Here is a 17,455-nt window from a genome sequence, read left to right as displayed (position 1 = left end):
TTTCAAGATCATCATCCACATCTTCTCTTGCACCCATATCTTCAATGACTCCATCATTGTATTTAGAAATCATGGAGACAGTTCTTGAAAGAAGATTGCCAAGGTCGTTAGCTAAGTCAGAATTAAGTCTTTGCATGAATTTTTCAATATTAAAAGATCCGTCAGAGCCAAAAGAAAATTCTCTTAGCAAGAAATATTTAAGAGCATCAACACCATAAAGCTTGATAATTGGCTCAGGATAAATAACATTTCCCTTGGACTTACTCATCTTGTCGTTGTCAAATAAAATCCAGCCATGACCAAAAACCTTGTCAGGAAGAGGCAAATCAAGTGCCATTAAAATAGCAGGCCAAATAATAACATGGAATCTAATAATTTCCTTGCCAACAAAGTGAACGCCAGCTGGCCAATAAGAATTAAACTTTTCCTTGTCAGTGCCATAACCAATAGCAGTTAAGTAGCATGCAAGAGCATCTATCCAAACATAAACAACATGCTTGTCATCAAAGGGAACCTTAACTCCCCAATCAAAAGTAGACCTAGAAACAGAAAGATCTTCAAGACCGTCCTTGCCTTCGAAAAAGTTTTTAACCATTTCATTTTTTCTAAAAGCAGGCTCAATGAACTCAGGGTGGTCTTCATAGTATTTTAAAAGCCTGTCCTTGTACTTAGAAAGCCTAAAGAAATAAGATTCCTCATGAGTAAGCTGAGTTGGTCTTCCACAGTCAGGACAAGTGTGGTCTTCACCAACTTGTGCCTCAGTCCAAAAAGATTCACAAGGAGTACAATAAAAACCTTCATATTCGCCCTTGTAAATGTCGCCCTTGTCGTAAAGCTCTTGGAAAATATTTCTAACATCTTCTTCGTGATCCTCATCAGTAGATCTGACAAAATAATCGTAGTCAATGTCCATAGTTTCCCAAAGCTTTTTGATATTTTTGACAATGCCATCAACATAATCCTTTGGCTTCATGCCAAATTCCTTAGCCTTAGCCTCTATCTTTTGACCATGTTCATCAGTACCAGTAGTAAAGAAAACATCATAGCCTTGCATTTTTTTAAATCTCTTAACACAATCAACTGCCACAGTGCAGTAAGTATGACCAATGTGAAGATTGTCACTTGGATAATAAATTGGCGTCGTAACATAAAATTTCTTATTACTCATAAAACCTCCATAAAAAAACCCAATCCCAGGGGATAAGGTCTTGGCAAAATCTGTCAAAATTCCGATTAAAATATATCATAATTAAAATAATTATAACTGAAATCGCCTATAAAATCAATTTAAGCAATGTAATCAGTATGTTTTAAACACAAAAGAGTTTGCAACTTATCTTTATAAATTACAAACTCTTCCCCAATTTATTTTATTTTCAATAGCCCTTGTCGAAGTCTACTATATTTTTGAAGTCGCCGTCATTTTTTAGGGCCTTTAGGTTTTGGTAGGCTGTTTCAAACTGTCTTCTGCCCAAGTCTTCGCAGGAGAAGGATATGTGTGGATAGATGTAGACATTATCCATGTCCCAAAGTGGTGATGATTCATCTAGTGGTTCTTCTTCAAAGACATCTAGGGCTGCCCCTCTTACTTTTCCTGATTCAAGTGCTTCTACAAGTGCCTCTTCGTCAATTGTTGCTCCTCTTGATATGTTTACTATTACTACTCCATCTTTTAGGATTTTAAATATTTCTCTATTTAATAGGTGATGAGTTTTTTCTGTTCCTGGCAGGCACATTATGATGTAGTCCATTTGTGGAAGTATGTGGTCAAGCTCATCTACTGAATAGACATTGTCAAAGGGCTCAACTTTTCTGCCGCTGGTGTTAAATCCATTTAGTTCAATGTCAAAGCCCCTTAGCCTTTTTGCTCCTCCTATGGCAATTGTGCCTGTGCCCAAAAATATTGCCTTCTTGCCATAGAGGTTGTGGGAGAAACTCCTCTTCTTCCAAAGTTTTTCCTTTTGGTTTTCTATGTTTTTTCTGTCTTCCTTATCTATTTGAAGGAGTCCATAGACAATCCACTCGGCTATGGGGTCGTCGTAGGCGCCGTTGTTGTTAGATAAAACTATTTCCTTTTCTTTAATGTAATTTAAGTCCAAAAAGTCAATGCCCACTGATGTCAAAAAGATGTACTTTAAATTTTTGTGGTCCTTGTAATTTAAATTTTCTAAATTTATTGCGCCAATTAATATGTCTTCGCCATAATCTTTCACTGCATTAGGATTTTTTTCGTCATAGCCAATTACCTCATAACCTAATTTTCTTATTGTGTCTCCATATTTTCTTGCCATGCCTTGGCCTAATAGTACTTTCATTTATTCCTCCACAAATTTTTTTATATTTTTTATTACTAAATTCTTTTTGTCAGTCATTACAGCGTGCCCACAATCGTCTAGCTTTTCAAATTTTGCGCCAATTTCATCTGATAAAAATTTTCCATCCATGTAAGATATTATTTTGTCATCATAGCCATGAAGGACTAGGCTCTTCATGGCAAGCCTTCCTCCATGATATTTATAATCTCTCAAGATGCCTGCAACTTCGTCTAAGTTTCTCTGCCTAATTGCCGATTCAACATTTCTCTCAAACTCTTCCTTTTCTGGCAACTTTACATTGTAGATAAAGGTCTTAAATAAAACTCTGATGTTGTCTTTTTTTAATTCTGTTCCCGTCATGCCCATGCTGGCAAAGCTGTCCTCGATTAAATTCATGTTAAAGGTCATGAGACCCTTGAAAATTTCTAGGTTTTTTTGAGGGTTTATAAAGTCAAAATTATTTAAATACTCGTGAAAATTATTTGTCAAAATATCTGCGCCATTGGTCCTAAAGGGTGCGTAGCCAAAGGGTGCAAGAAATATTTGATTTTTTATCCTATCTTTTATGTCTTTGTCCCTGGAAAGTTCAAGGGCGACGCCACCGCCAAGAGACCAGGATACTAGGGTAAAGTTTTTTATATCCAGCTTTAAAATAAATTCTTTTATGTCTGAAACAAAGTCATCAATTGAAGTAATTTTATTATTATAGGAAGACTTGCCATATCCCCTCATGTCTGGGGCAAATATGTGATAGTCCTCTAATTCTTTTATGATTTCAATAAAACAAGAAGATGAGTACATATTTCCATGAATCATTAAAATATTTTTCTCCGATTTGCTTTCATTGTCCAGATAAAAAATTTCCTCGTCATTGAGCTTAATGTATTTTTCTTTTAAGTTCATTTCACCTTCTCCTTCCATATAATTAAATTATATGCTAAAGGTCTAATTTAGTAAATAGAAGCCATATTGTAAAAATTTTTCAAGTAGCTTATAATTAAGTAATAAAGTATGGATAGAAAGGAGTCTTTATGAGTTTTTTTAGAACACTGCCAACTAAACTTAGCTTTAATACAAGTGAAAAAATTCAAATTGCCAATGCAGAACTCACTAGCGGCGATTTTGCCCTAGCCATTGATGTCTTAAATGCACAGGACTCCTTTGTCACAAACATTGAATTTGCCGTAAAGTTCAAGTCTATTGAAAAGTCATATCTCTTTAATGGCAGAGAATTTTATTTTTCTCAAGCAGTTAATATTGAGCCCTATACGAGATATTTTTTGGATCCTTTTTTATTGGATGAGAGATTTTATAAGGCAAGGGCTATAGACATTTACATATCAAAGTACACTTGCGACGGAAAGACTATAACTTGTTCTGAAAAAAAATATGACATGAGTTTGCCAGTCATTCCCGAAAAAAAGCGTGCACAAATAAAGGAAACTCTTGGCGACGGAATTAAAACTTATGGCGAAAACCAAATTGATTTTTGGCGCTGTGCCTGTGGTTTTATAAACGAAAAGGACAGCAGCGAATGTGATTTTTGTGGCAGAAATAAAAGTTTTGTCCTAAATAATTTGACTGAGCCACTTATTAATTCAAAAATTTTAAATGTTCTTGAAAACACCAAGTCAACTTCAGACATAAATTTAAAGACCTTGGAGACTCACTTGACTCAGACAAACCTTTCAAAGATTGCTCCAAACACAGAGAGCCTCAAAGTTGACAGAACTAATGAAGTGACTACAAAAAAACCAAAGAAATTTTCTGCAAAGATTGTGTTTTTCTCCATAGTTTTAATTATTATTTTGTCCATAATCTCTCTATTTATAATTAATTTCGCAGTTATAACGAGAAACGTAAATAAAATTGAGGATGCAAGGGGACTTGCCCTAAGTGGCGAGTACAAAGAGGCACTGGACTTATACAAGGAAGCTACAAAGAAAAAGACCAGTCCAGAAATTTCAAATGAAATGGAAAAACTAAAGAAGTTAGTTCAATCTGATGACTTCTACCAAAAGGGCATCAAACTTTACCAGGAAGAAAATTATATTGATTCAGCCTACAATTTTAAAAAGGTAATTCAAGAAGACGAGAAAAATTATAAGGCAGCTCAAGATAAACTCCTCTCCATAGACAATATAATTTTGAATAAGGTAAAGGATGCTTACAAGGAAAATAAAGTAAATGAAGCAATGCTTCTTTTAAATTCCTACCTTGGCGTCGTGCCTGAATCTGCCAAGGCAACAAGCCTAAAAAAAGAAATTGAAAGCAAAAATGCCATTGATATAAACAAAGATAAAGATCAAACAGAAAGTTTTGAAAAAGAAAATGACTACACCGATGCAGCTCAAACTGCAAAAAAATCTTCTGAACTTCTACACACTTACAGGAATGTTGCCACAGAAAAGGCAAACCTAAGAAAGGAAGCAAGTGTAGATTCTGAAATTATAAAAATTTTGGAAAAGGGAACTGAACTTTATGTCTTAGAGACAAAAATTGAGCAGGGCGAGAGAATTTGGTGCCATGTAGAAGTTAAGTCCAGCATCTCTGGTGAAAATTTAAGGGGCTGGATATCAGATAAGACTTTAAATTAATTTCTCCACTTAGGTGGAGATTTTTTTTGAAAAAAATGAACCTTTTCCCATCCTAAATAGTCTTATAAGTAGATGCATCTAAAGGAGGTTAAAATGAATCCCCAAAAATTTAACATAGAAAATTTTAAAAAATTAAAAAAGGGCGACAAAGATTCCTTTAATCTCCTCTATGAAGAATACTACTTAAGCTTGTACCGAACTGCCCTTCTCATCTTGGGAAATAGAGAGGAGGCAGAAGATGTCCTCCAAGACACCTTCCTTTCTATTTACAAAAACATAAATAACTTGAAGGAATTTAACAAATTAAAACCTTGGATTTTTTCAATTTTAAAAAATTCTTGCTACACCAGATATAAAAATAGAAAGAGAGAATTTCCCGACGAATTTATTTTGGAAAAGGCTGACTCAAATCTTATTTCAAGTGGAGAAGATGAATTTGTATTAAATAATGAAGTTGAATCAGCCCTCTTAAAATTAAATCACAAGGAAAGAGAAGTCCTGGTCCTCTTTTATTACGACGACTTCTCCATAGAAGAAATCGCAAAAATCTTAAAGACCTTTACGGGTACAGTTAAGTCTAGACTTTTTAGAGCTCGAAAAAATTTAAAGAAAGAAATAATGAAAGTCGACCAAGACTTTGGCGAGAAGGAGAGTATTTATGAATAATTTTAATAATTTTGATGAGTATATAAAAAAAGAATTAAATAAGAGCGCGGAAAATTCTGCTCCTTCTGCTTACCTCAAAAATAAAATTGACTTAGAAATTAAGTCTACAGAAGAAAAAGGAGAATTTAAAATGAAAAAGAAATTTATATTTGTGGCTGCCCTTGCCCTTGTCCTTTCAGTGGGAGTTTTCGCAGCAGGAAAAATTACAGGATCAATTTCATCTTCATCTCAAAAATATGATTACACACAATACACTGACCTTGCCAAGGCAGAAAAAAAGGCAGGCCTTGAAGCCTACGCTCCAGAAAATTTAGGCGACTATAAGTTTGACGGAATAACAATTGTAGATACGGCAGATGTGGATGAAACTGGCGCAAAGTTAAATAAGAGAAAGGCAATTGATGTCAACTACAAAAAGCAAATAGGAGAAGATGCAGATCATATCACTTTAGCTATAGACAGAATTGTTGAAGGTCACGACCCTATTTCAAGTGCTCCTTACAAGGAAATGAGAACTATAAAGGGAGTGGATTTTTACTACTCAGTTTATGACAATTTATTTGTTGGAAGCAAGGAAGACTTAAGTCCTGCTGACAAAGAAAGATTTGAAAAGGATCCTTTCTTTAATGTTGGCATCGGTGGCAAGGGTTCAGACAGAACTGAAGCTGTCTCAACTTACTTAATCTTTGAATACAAGGGCAATCAATATCTCTTACACAATATGAACTTTAGAGATAAAAAACCAGTTGACCCAGATGAATTTTTCCAAATGGGGGCAAGTATAATTAAATAATCTAAACACTAAAAAAGGACCCTCGTGGTCCTTTCTTTTTGTCTAAATTTTCATATCAAATAAAATTAATTTGCCCCAGACATTTTTTTATACATCTCAATATTTGAGTCGTTTAAAAATTCGTAGGCTGCATTTATTTCTTGGAATTTTTCCTTGGCGCCCTCTTCCTTATTTAAGTCAGGGTGATATTTTTTCGCCATCTTTCTGTAGGCAAGCTTCACTTCATACTTGTCTGCGTTATAATTTACGCCGAGAGTGTCGCAGGCTTTTTCGTATTGGTCCTTAAAGCCGTAGCCTCCTCCTTGCCCCTTTCCGTAGGAACCGCCGTAATTATTTCCATAAGAGCCACCTTGATTTTCATAAAAGCCGCCGTAACCCTGCTGCCTAAAAAATTCATCAAACTGAGAAAAATCGTCGAAGGTGGTCCAAGTAAAGCCACCGAAATCTTTAAATCTCTCTCTAAATTCTTCCTCTCTCTTCTTCCTTCTCTCTTCTTCTTGTCTAATTCTTTCCCTTTCTTTTTTCTCCCAATAAGCCCTGCCGTAGCCAGAAATACTTTCGAATTCATTAACCTTACCAAGGAGATAATGATCTGCCCTGTCGTAGAAAAATTCTGTCACCATATAATGTATGTACTTCAAAAAAGATTCTGACACATTGCCAAGTAGGGGCACAATAATAGCCAGCATGATTAGAGTTGACAGCCACTTATTTCTTGCAAGTCCCTGCCAAGCAAAGGGATTTAAAAGTAAAAATATTATCAAGCAGCCGCCCATGGAAATTATATATAAGAACAATCTCCTTACAGCTGAAAATAAATCTACGGCAATATTAACTATTACAATTAAAAAGGTTAAGATGAGGTCAAAAAATTTGCCTAAACCCTTATAAAAATATCCTAAAATTTTATTCATTTTGCTTCCTTTTTCTATATTCTTCTAAAAATTTCTTGTCTTCAATTACAAGTCCCCACTCATTGGCAAGAAACTCCAAGTGATGAGTGAACTCGTGGAGGAGAACTTCCTCTAGCTTTTCCCTTAGGGTCTCCCTTGAGGAAAATCTGTACATGTCCATAAAGGACCCATAATAAATTTTTATCATGTTGCCAAGCATTGACCTTTGGTACTCGCCCATGATAACTAGGTCCTCTGCATAGGCTTCCTCGTGGTACTTTGCCTCTTCTGTAAGAATTATACCACCATTAAGATGCTCATAGGCATAAGAAGGTATGGATTCGCAAATTTCTTCCAAAATTTCCTGAACTTCGTCGATTCTCTCTAAGTAATAGGGATCATATTTATTTTCATCAAATAAATTCTCATCTTCTTGATTGTCATCTTGAACTTCATCTTGATTTTCTTCTGAATTGACTTCTTTATCTTCCTTTTGAACTTCTTCTAGACTTTCTTCTTGGCTCTCCTTTAAATCTTTATGAGTAAAGTTTTCTTCTTTTGGATCATCATCACTTGATTTAAAATCTATTTTCTCTTCTCTTTTGTCATAAATATTCCCAATTATTTCAAGGGGAAGGTCAATATTATTTTCTTGGTCGCTAAAAAAAATTCTTTTGCCCTCTTGGTCAAGCATCTTTTCACCTCCAAAATAAAAAACTGTAGAAGCCTACAGTTTTATCTACTTTATCTAATTATAATACCCAGGAAGAAAAATTTCTACACATCTTCCACTTGAGCCAGAGTCTTGCCTGGCACTGATGACAATAATTTTTTCGTGTAGTCCTCTCTTGGCTTTTCAAAAATTTCTTCAGAATCATTATACTCCACGCATCTGCCCTTATACATGACCAAGACTTCCTCTGCCACATGCCTTACAACAGAGAGGTCGTGAGAAATAAAAATCATGGATAGACCCAAGTCCCTTTGCAGGTCTTCAAGAAGGTTTATTATTTGTGCCTGAATGGAAACATCCAGAGCAGAAGTTGGCTCATCTGCCACAATTATTTTTGGGTCAACGGCAAGTGCCCTGGCAATGGAAATCCTCTGCCTTTGCCCTCCAGAAAATTCGTGGGGATATCTCTCCATGTGATATTCTGACAGGCCACAAATTTCCATGGTCTCCAAAACTTTTTTTTCGATTTTCTTTTTGTCCTTCTCGCCTAAGAGATTTCTTATGCCTGATGCAATTATGTCCTTGCACTTTTTTCTGGGGTTAAGTGAGGAATAGGGGTCTTGAAAAATCATCTGCACATCTTTTCTATATTCCTTTAATTCCCTCTGATTTTCCTTTAAAATATTTTTGCCCTTATAAATTATTTCTCCGCTGGCATCAGGATAAAGTCCCATGATGCACCTGGCAAGAGTTGACTTGCCTGACCCACTTTCGCCAACAACGCCAAGAGTGTGAGAAGTTTTTAGGTCGAAGGAAATGTCATCAACTGCCTTAAAGCTTTTGCCGCCGCTAATTTTAAATTCTTTATTCAAATTTTTAACTTGTAAAATAATTTCGTCCCTCATTTTATCACCTATACAAAAAGCAGGATACCTTATGACCGTCAATGTCCACTTCTTCAGGAATTTTTTCCTGGCAAATTTTCATCTTCTCGTCACACCTATCGCAGAAGTAGCAAGATTCTGGAAGGTCAATTGGATTTGGAACTGACCCCCTAATTGTGTAGAGCTGGTCCTTTTTCTTGTGGGCAGTAGGTATTGCCCTTATAAGTCCTCTTGTGTAAGGGTGAAGGGGCTTTTTAAATATATCTTCTGCCCTCGCCCTCTCCACGATTTTTCCCGCGTACATTACATTTACATAATCTGCTATGTCAGAAACAACTCCAAGGTCGTGACTTATAAAAATTATGGCAGTATTCATGTCTTCCTTTAATTTTTTCATGAGCTCTAAAACTTCCTTTTGAATGGTAACATCAAGGGCAGTTGTAGGTTCATCTGCTATTAAAAGTTTTGGAGAAGATGAAAGTGCCATGGCAATCATAATTCTCTGCCTCATGCCTCCAGAAAGCTCATGGGGATATGAATTGTAGACATCTTCTGCCCTATCTATTTCAACTTTTTTTATCATCTCTATAGATTTTTCCCTGGCAGTTTTTTTATCCATGTCAAAGTGAGTCCTAAAGACTTCAGACATTTGGTAGCCAACCTTTAGAGCAGGATTAAGTGAAGTCATGGGCTCTTGAAAAATCATAGAGATCTTATTGCCTCTAATGTGCCTTAATTCTTCTGGAGAAGACTCTAAAAGATTTTTTCCTTCAAAAATTATCTCACCAGAAATTTTTTCAAGAGAGGACTTGTCCAGAAGACCCATAACGGCAAGGGAAGTTACAGACTTTCCCGAGCCAGATTCACCTACTATGGCAGTTGTCATTTTTTCACGAGTATTTATATTGACTTTATTTACAGCTTTTACTATGCCTTGGGAGCTTTTGAAAAAAACTTCAAGGTCCTTTATTTCTAATAACATACTACCTCCTGAACTTTGGGTCAAAGGCATCTCTTAAGGCGTCGCCAACAATATTTAAAAGTAAAATTGTTATGGCAATTGCCATGCCTGGGAATAGGGTTATGTGTGGATAGTTTCTAATATAAGCTCTCCCTTCAGAAAGCATTTGACCCCACTCTGCTTCTGGCGGCATAATTCCCATGCCAATAAAGGAAAGGGAAGCTGCAGATAAGATGGCAGTGCCCACACCAATTGTGGCTTGAACAATTATGGGTGCAAAGCAGTTGGGTAGAATTTCTGCAAAAATTAATTTAAAAGTTTTTACTCCAGCCAGCCTTGCTGATTCAATGTACTCTAAATTTTTTACAGACATGACCTGACTTCTAACTATCCTGGCATAGGATGGAATTGAAGATAGGGAAACTGCCAAAATTAAATTTTTCATGCCACCACCAAGAGCTGCAGCAAGGGCAATGGCAAGGACAAGTTGTGGAATGGATAAGATCGTGTCCATGACTCTCATAATTATGGCATCAAAAATTCCCTCGTAGTAACCTGCCAAGGCACCAATGATTACTCCAATTACTGTGGAAATAATTACAGATGTGAAACCAATTTTAAGGGAGACTTGGGCTCCGTGAAGGACTCTCGAAAATATATCTCGTCCAAAGTTATCTGTCCCCATTAGATGTTCACTACTTGGTCTTAAAAAGTTATCCTTGGGAAACTGCTCAGTGTAGTCGTAGGGTGAAAGGAGGTCGGCAAAAATTGCAGCAAAAATTATGAGAATTAAAAGGACCAGTGCCACTACTGCAACTTTATTTCTCCTGTAATATTTAAAAAATGTTTTTAATCTCTTTAACATATTTCACCTACTTGTAGTCTGCCTTTATTCTTGGATTGATAAAGCCGTAGAGGATGTCAACGATAATGGAAATTACAGAATAAACTATGGCTATTAGCATAATTGCCCCAAGAATTATTGGGTAGTCACGAGTTTTTATGGAGTCCACCATTAGTCTTCCAATGCCTGGAATGGAGAAAATTGTTTCTGTCAAAATACTTCCGCCAAGAAGTCCACCTGCTTGAAGCCCAATTGTGGTTATAACAGGAATCATTGCATTTTTAAGGGCGTGGACAAAAATAATTTTTGCTTTGGAAAGTCCCTTGGCATAGGCAGTCCTGATGTAGTCCTTGTCTAGGACATCTAACATGGCAGACCTGGTCATCCTCATAATTACAGCTGATGACTGAAAGCCTAAGGCGAACCAAGGCAGGATCATGTGCTTTATGGAAGAAAAACCTGATGCCGGAAGAATCTTTAGCTTTGTTGAAAATACAATTATAAGTAAAAGTCCTGACCAAAAAATTGGCATTGCAAGTCCAAACCATGCCTAGGGCAGTAATCATTGAGTCAATAAAAGTATTTTTCTTTAGGGCTGCTATTACGCCAAAGGATATGCCCATAATTATGGCAAGGACAAGGGCGCCACCGGCAAGTTTTAAAGTTGTTGGAAAAACTCTAAGCAAAGCTTCTGAAACTGATCTTCCTGACTGATAGCTTTTGCCAAGGTCAAAGTGAAAAATTAAATCCTTTAAGTAATTTCCATATTGAACTATAAAGGGCTTATTTAGTCCAAGACTTTCTCTTATAGCATCTACTGTCTCCTTAGGTGCGTTAGGTCCAGCTGCAGCAAGGGCAGCATCTCCTGGCGACAAGTAAAGGAGCAAGAAGACTATAAAGCTCACTCCAAGAAGTGTAGGTATTAATATTAAAAGTCTCTTTAATACATATTTAGTCATATCTAATCCTTTCTTCTGTAGAAAAGACAAAATTCACCAAAGAAGACCTTGGTGAATTTAAAAAAAATTATTTTTCTAAAAGACTTACATCTTTAAGCTCTTGTGGATATTTTGGAAGAAGATCGAGACCTTCTACTCTATTAGAACCAGCAACAAGTGTCTCGCCATAGCAGATGTAAAGCCATGGATATTCTCTATTTATAAGCTCTTGGGCTCTATTATAGATGTCTGCTCTCTTGGCATCGTCAATAGTTGAAATACCTTCTTTAATTAAATTATCAAGTTCTTCATTTCCAAAGAATGTGACATTTGGCTCCTTACCTTTATTTTCAGAATGGAAAGGTTGGAAAAGTTCATAATGTGCATCTACTATTGATGGGTTCCAACTCATAATAAACATATCATGTTCCTTATTTCTAACAGCATCTACAAAGGCACCCCATTCAAGTCTTTCTACGCTAAGGCCAATTCCATAATCCTTTAATTGGTCTTGCATCATTGTTGCAACATTAACTCTTTGTTGGTTGTCAGAAGTATAAATTTTAAGATTTGTTCCTTCTCCAAGACCTGCTGCAGCAAAAAGTTCCTTTGCCTTTTCTTTATTTACTGCATTTGGCTTTAATGAATCAGCAATAGAATACTTGAAGTTAGGGTTTATTGGACTTGTTGCAAGTTTTCCACTGTTCATGTAGACAGTTTCAAAAATTGTCTTAGTGTCAATTGCATTTACCATAGCTTCCCTGGCTTCCAACTTGTCAAAAGGAGCCTTAGCTACGTTAAATCCAATAAAATGAATTGAATTATCTAATCTTCTGTAAAGCTTTAAATCTTTATTTTCTTCTATATTTGAAATTTCTGCAGGGTCGATTTTATATGCAAGGTCAACTCCACCACTTTCAAGCTCAATAATTCTTTGTGAAGCTTCTGGTATAACCTTCATTTCGATACCAGAAATACTAGGAGCATCGCCCCAATAATTTTCATTTACAGAAAAAGTTGCGTGGTCATTTTGAATCCACTCATCTAATACAAAAGGTCCTGTTCCCATTGGTGCAATAGTAAGATCTGCTCCACCTTCTACATAGGCTTTAGACACTATAGACACTGCTGGATGTGAAAGTGAATTTAAAAAGGCCGCGTCAGGTTCACTTAGTTTAAAGGAAAAAGTTAAATCATCTTCTTTGTTGTAAGAATTTGCGTCAATTTTTCCATAAAAAGATTTGTATCTGTCACTTGCTGCTGCTCTTTGAAGAGTGAAAATTACATCGTCAGCAGTAAGTGGGTCTCCATTGGAGAACTTAACTCCCTCTCTAAGCTTAATTTTAAAAGTTTGTGGATCTGGGTTTTCAATGGATTCTGCAAGAGAATTTACAAGTTCACCCTTAGAATTTCTCTTAACTAAAGTGTCGTAAACTTGAATTAAAATATTTTCTTCATAGTCATCAGAAAGTGCATTTGGTTCAAGTGTTGTCGTATCTTCTGAAACTGCAACCTTTAAGACCTTGCCTTCCTCTTGAGCTTCTTCTTTTTTATTGGAACAAGCTACCATAAATAGGGATAGGACTAAAAGCATTCCTATAATAAATTTTTTCTTCATTATCATCTTCCTTTCTTTTTCTATACTCTTCTTATATCTGCTCCAAGATTTCTAAATTTTTCTTCAATTTTTTCATATCCTCTGTCAATATGATGAACTTCAGAGATTTCCGTTTGACCTTCAGAAACGAGTCCTGCAAGAATAAGGGCAGCTCCTGCTCTTAAGTCTGTTGCAGCAACCTTGGATCCATATAGTTTACTCTTACCCAATAGAATAGCTTCTCTATCTACTACTTTGATTTTTGCTCCCATCTTCTTTAATTCCTCGGCGTGCATAAAGCGGTTTTCAAAAACTGTCTCGATAATAGAAGATTGTCCATCGGCTTGAGTTAAAAGTGCCATGAATTGCGCTTGTAAGTCTGTTGGAAAACCTGGATGAGGAAGAGTTTTTATCTCAATTGGCCTTATTTCATCTGAGCCAATTACTCTCACTGTGTCGTCCTCTTCTATTATCTTTGCCCCAGTTTCTTCTAGCTTTGCAATGACAGGCTTTAGGTGAGAAGTAATGATGTTTTCAATTGTGATGTCGCCGCCAGTAATTGCAGCTGCCACCATGAAAGTGCCTGCTTCAATTCTATCTGGAATAACTTGGTGAGTGCAGCCTCTTAGCTTTTCCACTCCCCTAATTCTTATAGTTGAAGTTCCTGCTCCCATTACCTTGGCGCCCATTTTATTTAAAAAGTTTGCCAGGTCCACAATTTCTGGCTCCATGGCGCAGTTTTCCATTACAGTTTCGCCCTCAGCCAAAACTGCAGCTGTCATAATATTTTCAGTTGCACCAACAGAAGGGAAGTCCAAATAAATTCTCGTGCCAACTAATTTGTCGCACTCAGCCTTTATTTCGCCGTGAGTCATTTCTATATTGGCGCCTAGGGCCCTAAAGCCCTTTAAGTGCAAGTCAATTGGCCTTGAGCCAATGTTGCAGCCGCCAGGTAGGGAGTTGTAAGCCTTATTTAACTTGGCAAGAAGGGGTCCCATGACAAGGAATGATGCCCTCATCTTGCTCATGAGTTCGTAGTCTGTTTTATAAGAATTGAGTCCAGAAGGGTCGATTATGAGTTTATTGCCTTCCTTATTTATTTTAAGGCCAAGTTTTCTCAAAACTTCTGTAATTATTTCAACATCCTTAAGCTCAGGCACATCTTCCAAAATTATTTCTTCTGTTCCAAGAATTGTAGCTGCAAGTATAGGTAGAGCAGCATTTTTCGCACCTGATATTCTTACATTGCCTCTTAGTGGGCCATTGGGTTTTACTAAAATTTTATCCAAAAGGATTCCTCCTATATATTATTTATAACGATTATTATTTTATCTGTATTTATTTAATTATATCATAGACATCTTGAATGTTTAAGGAATTAAAAACATGACCTTAAATAAAAAAAATTTGTGTTAATATATTATTGATGGAGGAAGAAATATGAAAGAATTTATCCAAGAAAAATATAAAAATATTAAAGAGTCTCTTTATTCCACTGACTATTCAAGCATATATCCTGACTTTATAAATTTTGCCTTAGGCGACCCAGACCTTAGGACTCATGACATGATTATAAAAGAAGCCTACGACTCACAGATGAAGGGCTACACTCACTACGCCGACCCCCAAGGCTACCTTGGACTTAGAGAAGAAATCGCCAAGGCCTACTGGGAAGACTACGGAGTAAGCTGCGACCCCAAGAAAATTTTAATTACCATGTCTGGCACTGAAGCCCTTTATATAATTTTAGAGGCAATAATAAATCCAGGCGACGAAGTCATTGTGCCTTCGCCCTACTTTAGCGTCTATCCCGACCAAATTGAAATGACAGGGGGTCTGCCAGTCATTTATGAGACAAAATTTGAAAATAACTTTAATATTGATCCAAGAGAAATTGAAAAATTAATCACTGCAAAAACTAAGGCCCTAATAATAAATACGCCTAACAATCCAACGGGCGCAGTTTATAGTGACGAGACCCAAGGAGAAATTTATGAAATGGCAAAAAAATACAATATTCTTGTCATTTGCGACGACATTTACACAATTTATTCCTACGAAAGCAAATTCAAGCCCATGATTACCTACGACGAAGAATTTAAAAATGTAATTTCAATTACATCCATGTCCAAGGACTTTGTCATGACTGGTTGGAGGCTTGGCGCCATCCTTGCCAATGAAGACTTAATAAAGACCATGACCTACATTCACGAGAACATAGTCTATTCAGTGCCAACAATTTGCCAGCACGCAGGTGCCCTTGGCATTGCCAATAGAAAGGCGATTTGCCCACCCCTCTATGAAGAGTACAAAGAGAGGATGTATCTCGCCTATGAGAGGCTAAAAAAATTAAAGCATGTAGAAGTTTTAAAGCCACAAGGAACTTTTTACATCTTTCCAAAAATTTCTGTGCCAGGCATGACTACAAAGGAAGTTCTAAGGGAAATATTAGAAAAGGCCCATGTAAATTTAATTGACGGCGAAGCCTTTGGACCAGGCGGAGAGGGCTTTATAAGAATAGCAGTAACAGTCAATAAAGACAAAATAAATGAAGCCTTTGATAGGATAGAAAGGCTAGAAATTTTTAAAAAATAATACTGAAGCGAAATTCAGTATAACAAATGCAAAATAAAAGCTCTTGGAAGAATTTTTGAAATTTATATTCCTCCAAGAGCTTCTTTGTTTTTAATTTTTTATTACTTTCCCAACTTGTTTTCTCTGCCATAATAAAACAAATATTGGTTGGCAAAGCCTGCGTTTTTGCCAAAGACTTCTCGTCCTTTCATGGCAATTTTTGATTTTGGCGTAACTTCTTTTAAATAAAGTTCTTCCATAACTCTCTTTATCCAAACATCAACGGGGAAGGACTCCTTTCTGTCAAAGGCAAAGAGAAGGATGCAGTCAGCAACCTTTGGTCCAACTCCAGGTAGAACTTGGAGGGCACATCTGGCATCTTCAAGGTCCATCTTGTCGATTTCATCTAAATTTACATAGCCATCCTTTATTAACTTTGCCGTCTCAACTATTCTCACATCACGAAAGCCAACTCTTGCAAATTCTCTTAGGTCTTCTGGCCTTGCAAGAGATAATTTTTCGGCACTTGGAAAGGAATAATATTTTCTATTTTCATCTTGACCCAAAAAATCCCCATACATTTCAGAAATTTTTTCTATGGCATTTTTTATTCTCGGTATTTGATTATTTGCAGAAATAATAAAGGAAATAATAGTCTCAAACTTGTCTTGATTTAAAATTCTTATGCCCCTGCCATATTCCGTTGCATTTTTCATGACTTCGTCTCTTGCAAGCTCTTCCATTACAAGTTTGTAGTCCCGAGAAAGGTCAAAGTAATTATAAAAAATTTCGTCAAAGGAAGTCCTGTCCACTCCTCTTAAGAAAATTTCTCCGCCAACTTTTTTTGCATTGGCAACTTTTCCATGAGCTATAAAGGTAAAGGATCCGTCAGCTTCTTCATACCACCTAAAGGCTTGACCGCAGGTGAAAATATCTCTTGGGTTAAACTCATCTAGTTCACTTATTAGGCAAAGATCTCCATCAAATTTTATCTTCATTAAAAAATTCTCCCATAAATAAAAAACCTATTAATAAATAATAGGTCAGCTAATTTCTTTCATAAAATAAGAAAGGGTTAAAAGAGAATCGTTAAGTCTAATATTTTCAACAACTACACCTTCAGGTCCCTTTAAATCGTAGGGCGCAAAATTCCAAATCCCCTTAACTCCTGCATCTATAACTTTTTTTGCCACTTCCTGGCAAAATTCCTTGGGCACAGTTATTATTGCAACATCAACTTTCTCATCTCTTATGTATTTTTCCATGTCCTTCATATTCCTAACCTTGATGCCACTTATGTCTTCCATGTCCTCTTTGACATCAAAGAGAGAAATCACATTAAAGCCAGAATCTCTAAAGCCCTTGTATCTGGCAATGGCTTGACCAAGTCTACCTGCACCTATGACTATGCTCTTATAAGACTTATCTATTCCTAGAATTTTATCCACCTGTTCCTTTAGAGCCTTGGTGTTGTAGCCATAGCCCTGTTGACCAAAGCCGCCAAAATTATTTAAGTCCTGTCTAATTTGTGACGCAGAAAAGCCAGTGATGCGGCTAAGCTCCTTGGAAGAAACTCTCTCAATACCACTGTCAATTAATTCTTTTAAATATCTATGATAAACTGGCATTCTCCTTATAACCGTTTCAGAAATGCCCCTTTCGTTCTTAGGCAAATTTACACCCCCAATTGTTTATATTATAACAATCTTTGCTACTTTTG

The 17,455-nt window shown here is 36.4% G+C and carries 16 protein-coding genes and 1 pseudogene; 4 read left to right on the top strand and 13 right to left on the bottom strand.

Annotated elements, in window-relative coordinates; all coding sequences use genetic code 11:
• The 3 genes from metG to HMPREF2801_RS06895 all read right to left on the bottom strand — a co-directional run.
• Positions 1–1,168: methionine--tRNA ligase (gene metG, locus HMPREF2801_RS06905; protein ID WP_070611340.1), on the bottom strand; the 1,168-nt coding region annotated here is incomplete at its 3' end.
• A 208-nt stretch (positions 1,169–1,376) separates the two neighbouring features.
• The gene (locus HMPREF2801_RS06900) at positions 1,377–2,315 is read right to left on the bottom strand and encodes a phosphoglycerate dehydrogenase (RefSeq protein WP_070611337.1); all 939 of its coding nucleotides are present in this window, start codon (positions 2,313–2,315) and stop codon (positions 1,377–1,379) included.
• Complete coding sequence (locus tag HMPREF2801_RS06895; RefSeq protein ID WP_070611335.1) at positions 2,316–3,218, bottom strand: alpha/beta fold hydrolase; 903 nt, start codon at positions 3,216–3,218, stop codon at positions 2,316–2,318. It lies immediately after the preceding gene.
• Positions 3,219–3,346: 128 nt separating this feature from the next.
• Here HMPREF2801_RS06895 and HMPREF2801_RS06890 point away from each other — a divergent pair, with 128 nt between their 5' ends.
• The 3 genes from HMPREF2801_RS06890 (at position 3,347) to HMPREF2801_RS06880 (ending at position 6,371) form a co-directional block, all read left to right on the top strand.
• Positions 3,347–4,912: an SH3 domain-containing protein gene (locus HMPREF2801_RS06890; protein WP_070611334.1), complete on the top strand. Its 1,566-nt coding sequence runs from the start codon at positions 3,347–3,349 to the stop codon at positions 4,910–4,912.
• Positions 4,913–5,005: 93 nt separating this feature from the next.
• Complete coding sequence (locus tag HMPREF2801_RS06885; RefSeq protein WP_070611333.1) at positions 5,006–5,578, top strand: RNA polymerase sigma factor; 573 nt, start codon at positions 5,006–5,008, stop codon at positions 5,576–5,578.
• A complete protein-coding gene (locus HMPREF2801_RS06880; RefSeq protein ID WP_070611332.1) occupies positions 5,571–6,371 on the top strand; it encodes a hypothetical protein in 801 nt (266 codons plus the stop codon). Before HMPREF2801_RS06885 ends, HMPREF2801_RS06880 begins: the two co-directional genes overlap by 8 nt.
• Before the next feature lie 65 nt (positions 6,372–6,436).
• Here the strand turns inward: HMPREF2801_RS06880 and HMPREF2801_RS06875 are convergent, their stop codons facing one another.
• The 8 genes and pseudogenes from HMPREF2801_RS06875 to murA form a co-directional block, all read right to left on the bottom strand.
• Entirely contained in the window at positions 6,437–7,285 is an 849-nt protein-coding gene (locus tag HMPREF2801_RS06875; protein WP_070611329.1) for a DnaJ domain-containing protein, read from the bottom strand.
• Positions 7,278–7,958, bottom strand: a complete 681-nt coding sequence (locus HMPREF2801_RS09095) for a metallopeptidase family protein (protein WP_083303724.1) — start codon at positions 7,956–7,958, stop codon at positions 7,278–7,280. Before HMPREF2801_RS09095 ends, HMPREF2801_RS06875 begins: the two co-directional genes overlap by 8 nt.
• A gap of 83 nt (positions 7,959–8,041) precedes the next feature.
• Positions 8,042–8,842 carry an ATP-binding cassette domain-containing protein gene (locus tag HMPREF2801_RS06865; RefSeq protein ID WP_070611327.1) on the bottom strand — a complete coding sequence of 267 codons (801 nt, stop codon included), beginning with the start codon at positions 8,840–8,842 and terminating at the stop codon, positions 8,042–8,044.
• 4 nt (positions 8,843–8,846) lie between these two features.
• Positions 8,847–9,803 (bottom strand): ABC transporter ATP-binding protein, encoded by a 957-nt coding sequence (locus tag HMPREF2801_RS06860; RefSeq protein ID WP_070611326.1) that lies wholly within the window; start codon positions 9,801–9,803, stop codon positions 8,847–8,849.
• A gap of 1 nt (position 9,804) precedes the next feature.
• Positions 9,805–10,647, bottom strand: a complete 843-nt coding sequence (locus tag HMPREF2801_RS06855; RefSeq protein ID WP_070611324.1) for an ABC transporter permease — start codon at positions 10,645–10,647, stop codon at positions 9,805–9,807.
• 7 nt (positions 10,648–10,654) lie between these two features.
• A pseudogene (locus tag HMPREF2801_RS06850) lies at positions 10,655–11,585 on the bottom strand (ABC transporter permease).
• 67 nt (positions 11,586–11,652) lie between these two features.
• Positions 11,653–13,182: an ABC transporter substrate-binding protein gene (locus HMPREF2801_RS06845; protein WP_070611322.1), complete on the bottom strand. Its 1,530-nt coding sequence runs from the start codon at positions 13,180–13,182 to the stop codon at positions 11,653–11,655.
• Between the two features lie 20 nt (positions 13,183–13,202).
• Positions 13,203–14,450, bottom strand: coding sequence for a UDP-N-acetylglucosamine 1-carboxyvinyltransferase (gene murA / locus HMPREF2801_RS06840; RefSeq protein WP_070611320.1), 1,248 nt, complete (start codon positions 14,448–14,450; stop codon positions 13,203–13,205).
• A gap of 151 nt (positions 14,451–14,601) precedes the next feature.
• On the opposite strand from murA, the gene HMPREF2801_RS06835 reads away from it, so the two are divergent.
• Positions 14,602–15,756, top strand: coding sequence for an aminotransferase class I/II-fold pyridoxal phosphate-dependent enzyme (locus HMPREF2801_RS06835; RefSeq protein ID WP_070611319.1), 1,155 nt, complete (start codon positions 14,602–14,604; stop codon positions 15,754–15,756).
• 101 nt (positions 15,757–15,857) lie between these two features.
• On the opposite strand, the gene HMPREF2801_RS06830 is transcribed toward HMPREF2801_RS06835, so the two are convergent.
• A complete protein-coding gene (locus HMPREF2801_RS06830) occupies positions 15,858–16,733 on the bottom strand; it encodes a DNA-3-methyladenine glycosylase family protein (RefSeq protein WP_070611317.1) in 876 nt (291 codons plus the stop codon).
• A gap of 45 nt (positions 16,734–16,778) precedes the next feature.
• Complete coding sequence (locus HMPREF2801_RS06825; RefSeq protein WP_070611315.1) at positions 16,779–17,408, bottom strand: redox-sensing transcriptional repressor Rex; 630 nt, start codon at positions 17,406–17,408, stop codon at positions 16,779–16,781.
• Positions 17,409–17,455: the final 47 nt, after the last annotated feature.

It is taken from the genome of Peptoniphilus sp. HMSC062D09, from assembly GCF_001811425.1.
Taxonomy (GTDB): domain Bacteria; phylum Bacillota; class Clostridia; order Tissierellales; family Peptoniphilaceae; genus Peptoniphilus_A.
Note: the sequence above shows the minus strand (reverse complement) of the source record. Positions and strands in the feature narration are given on the sequence as shown.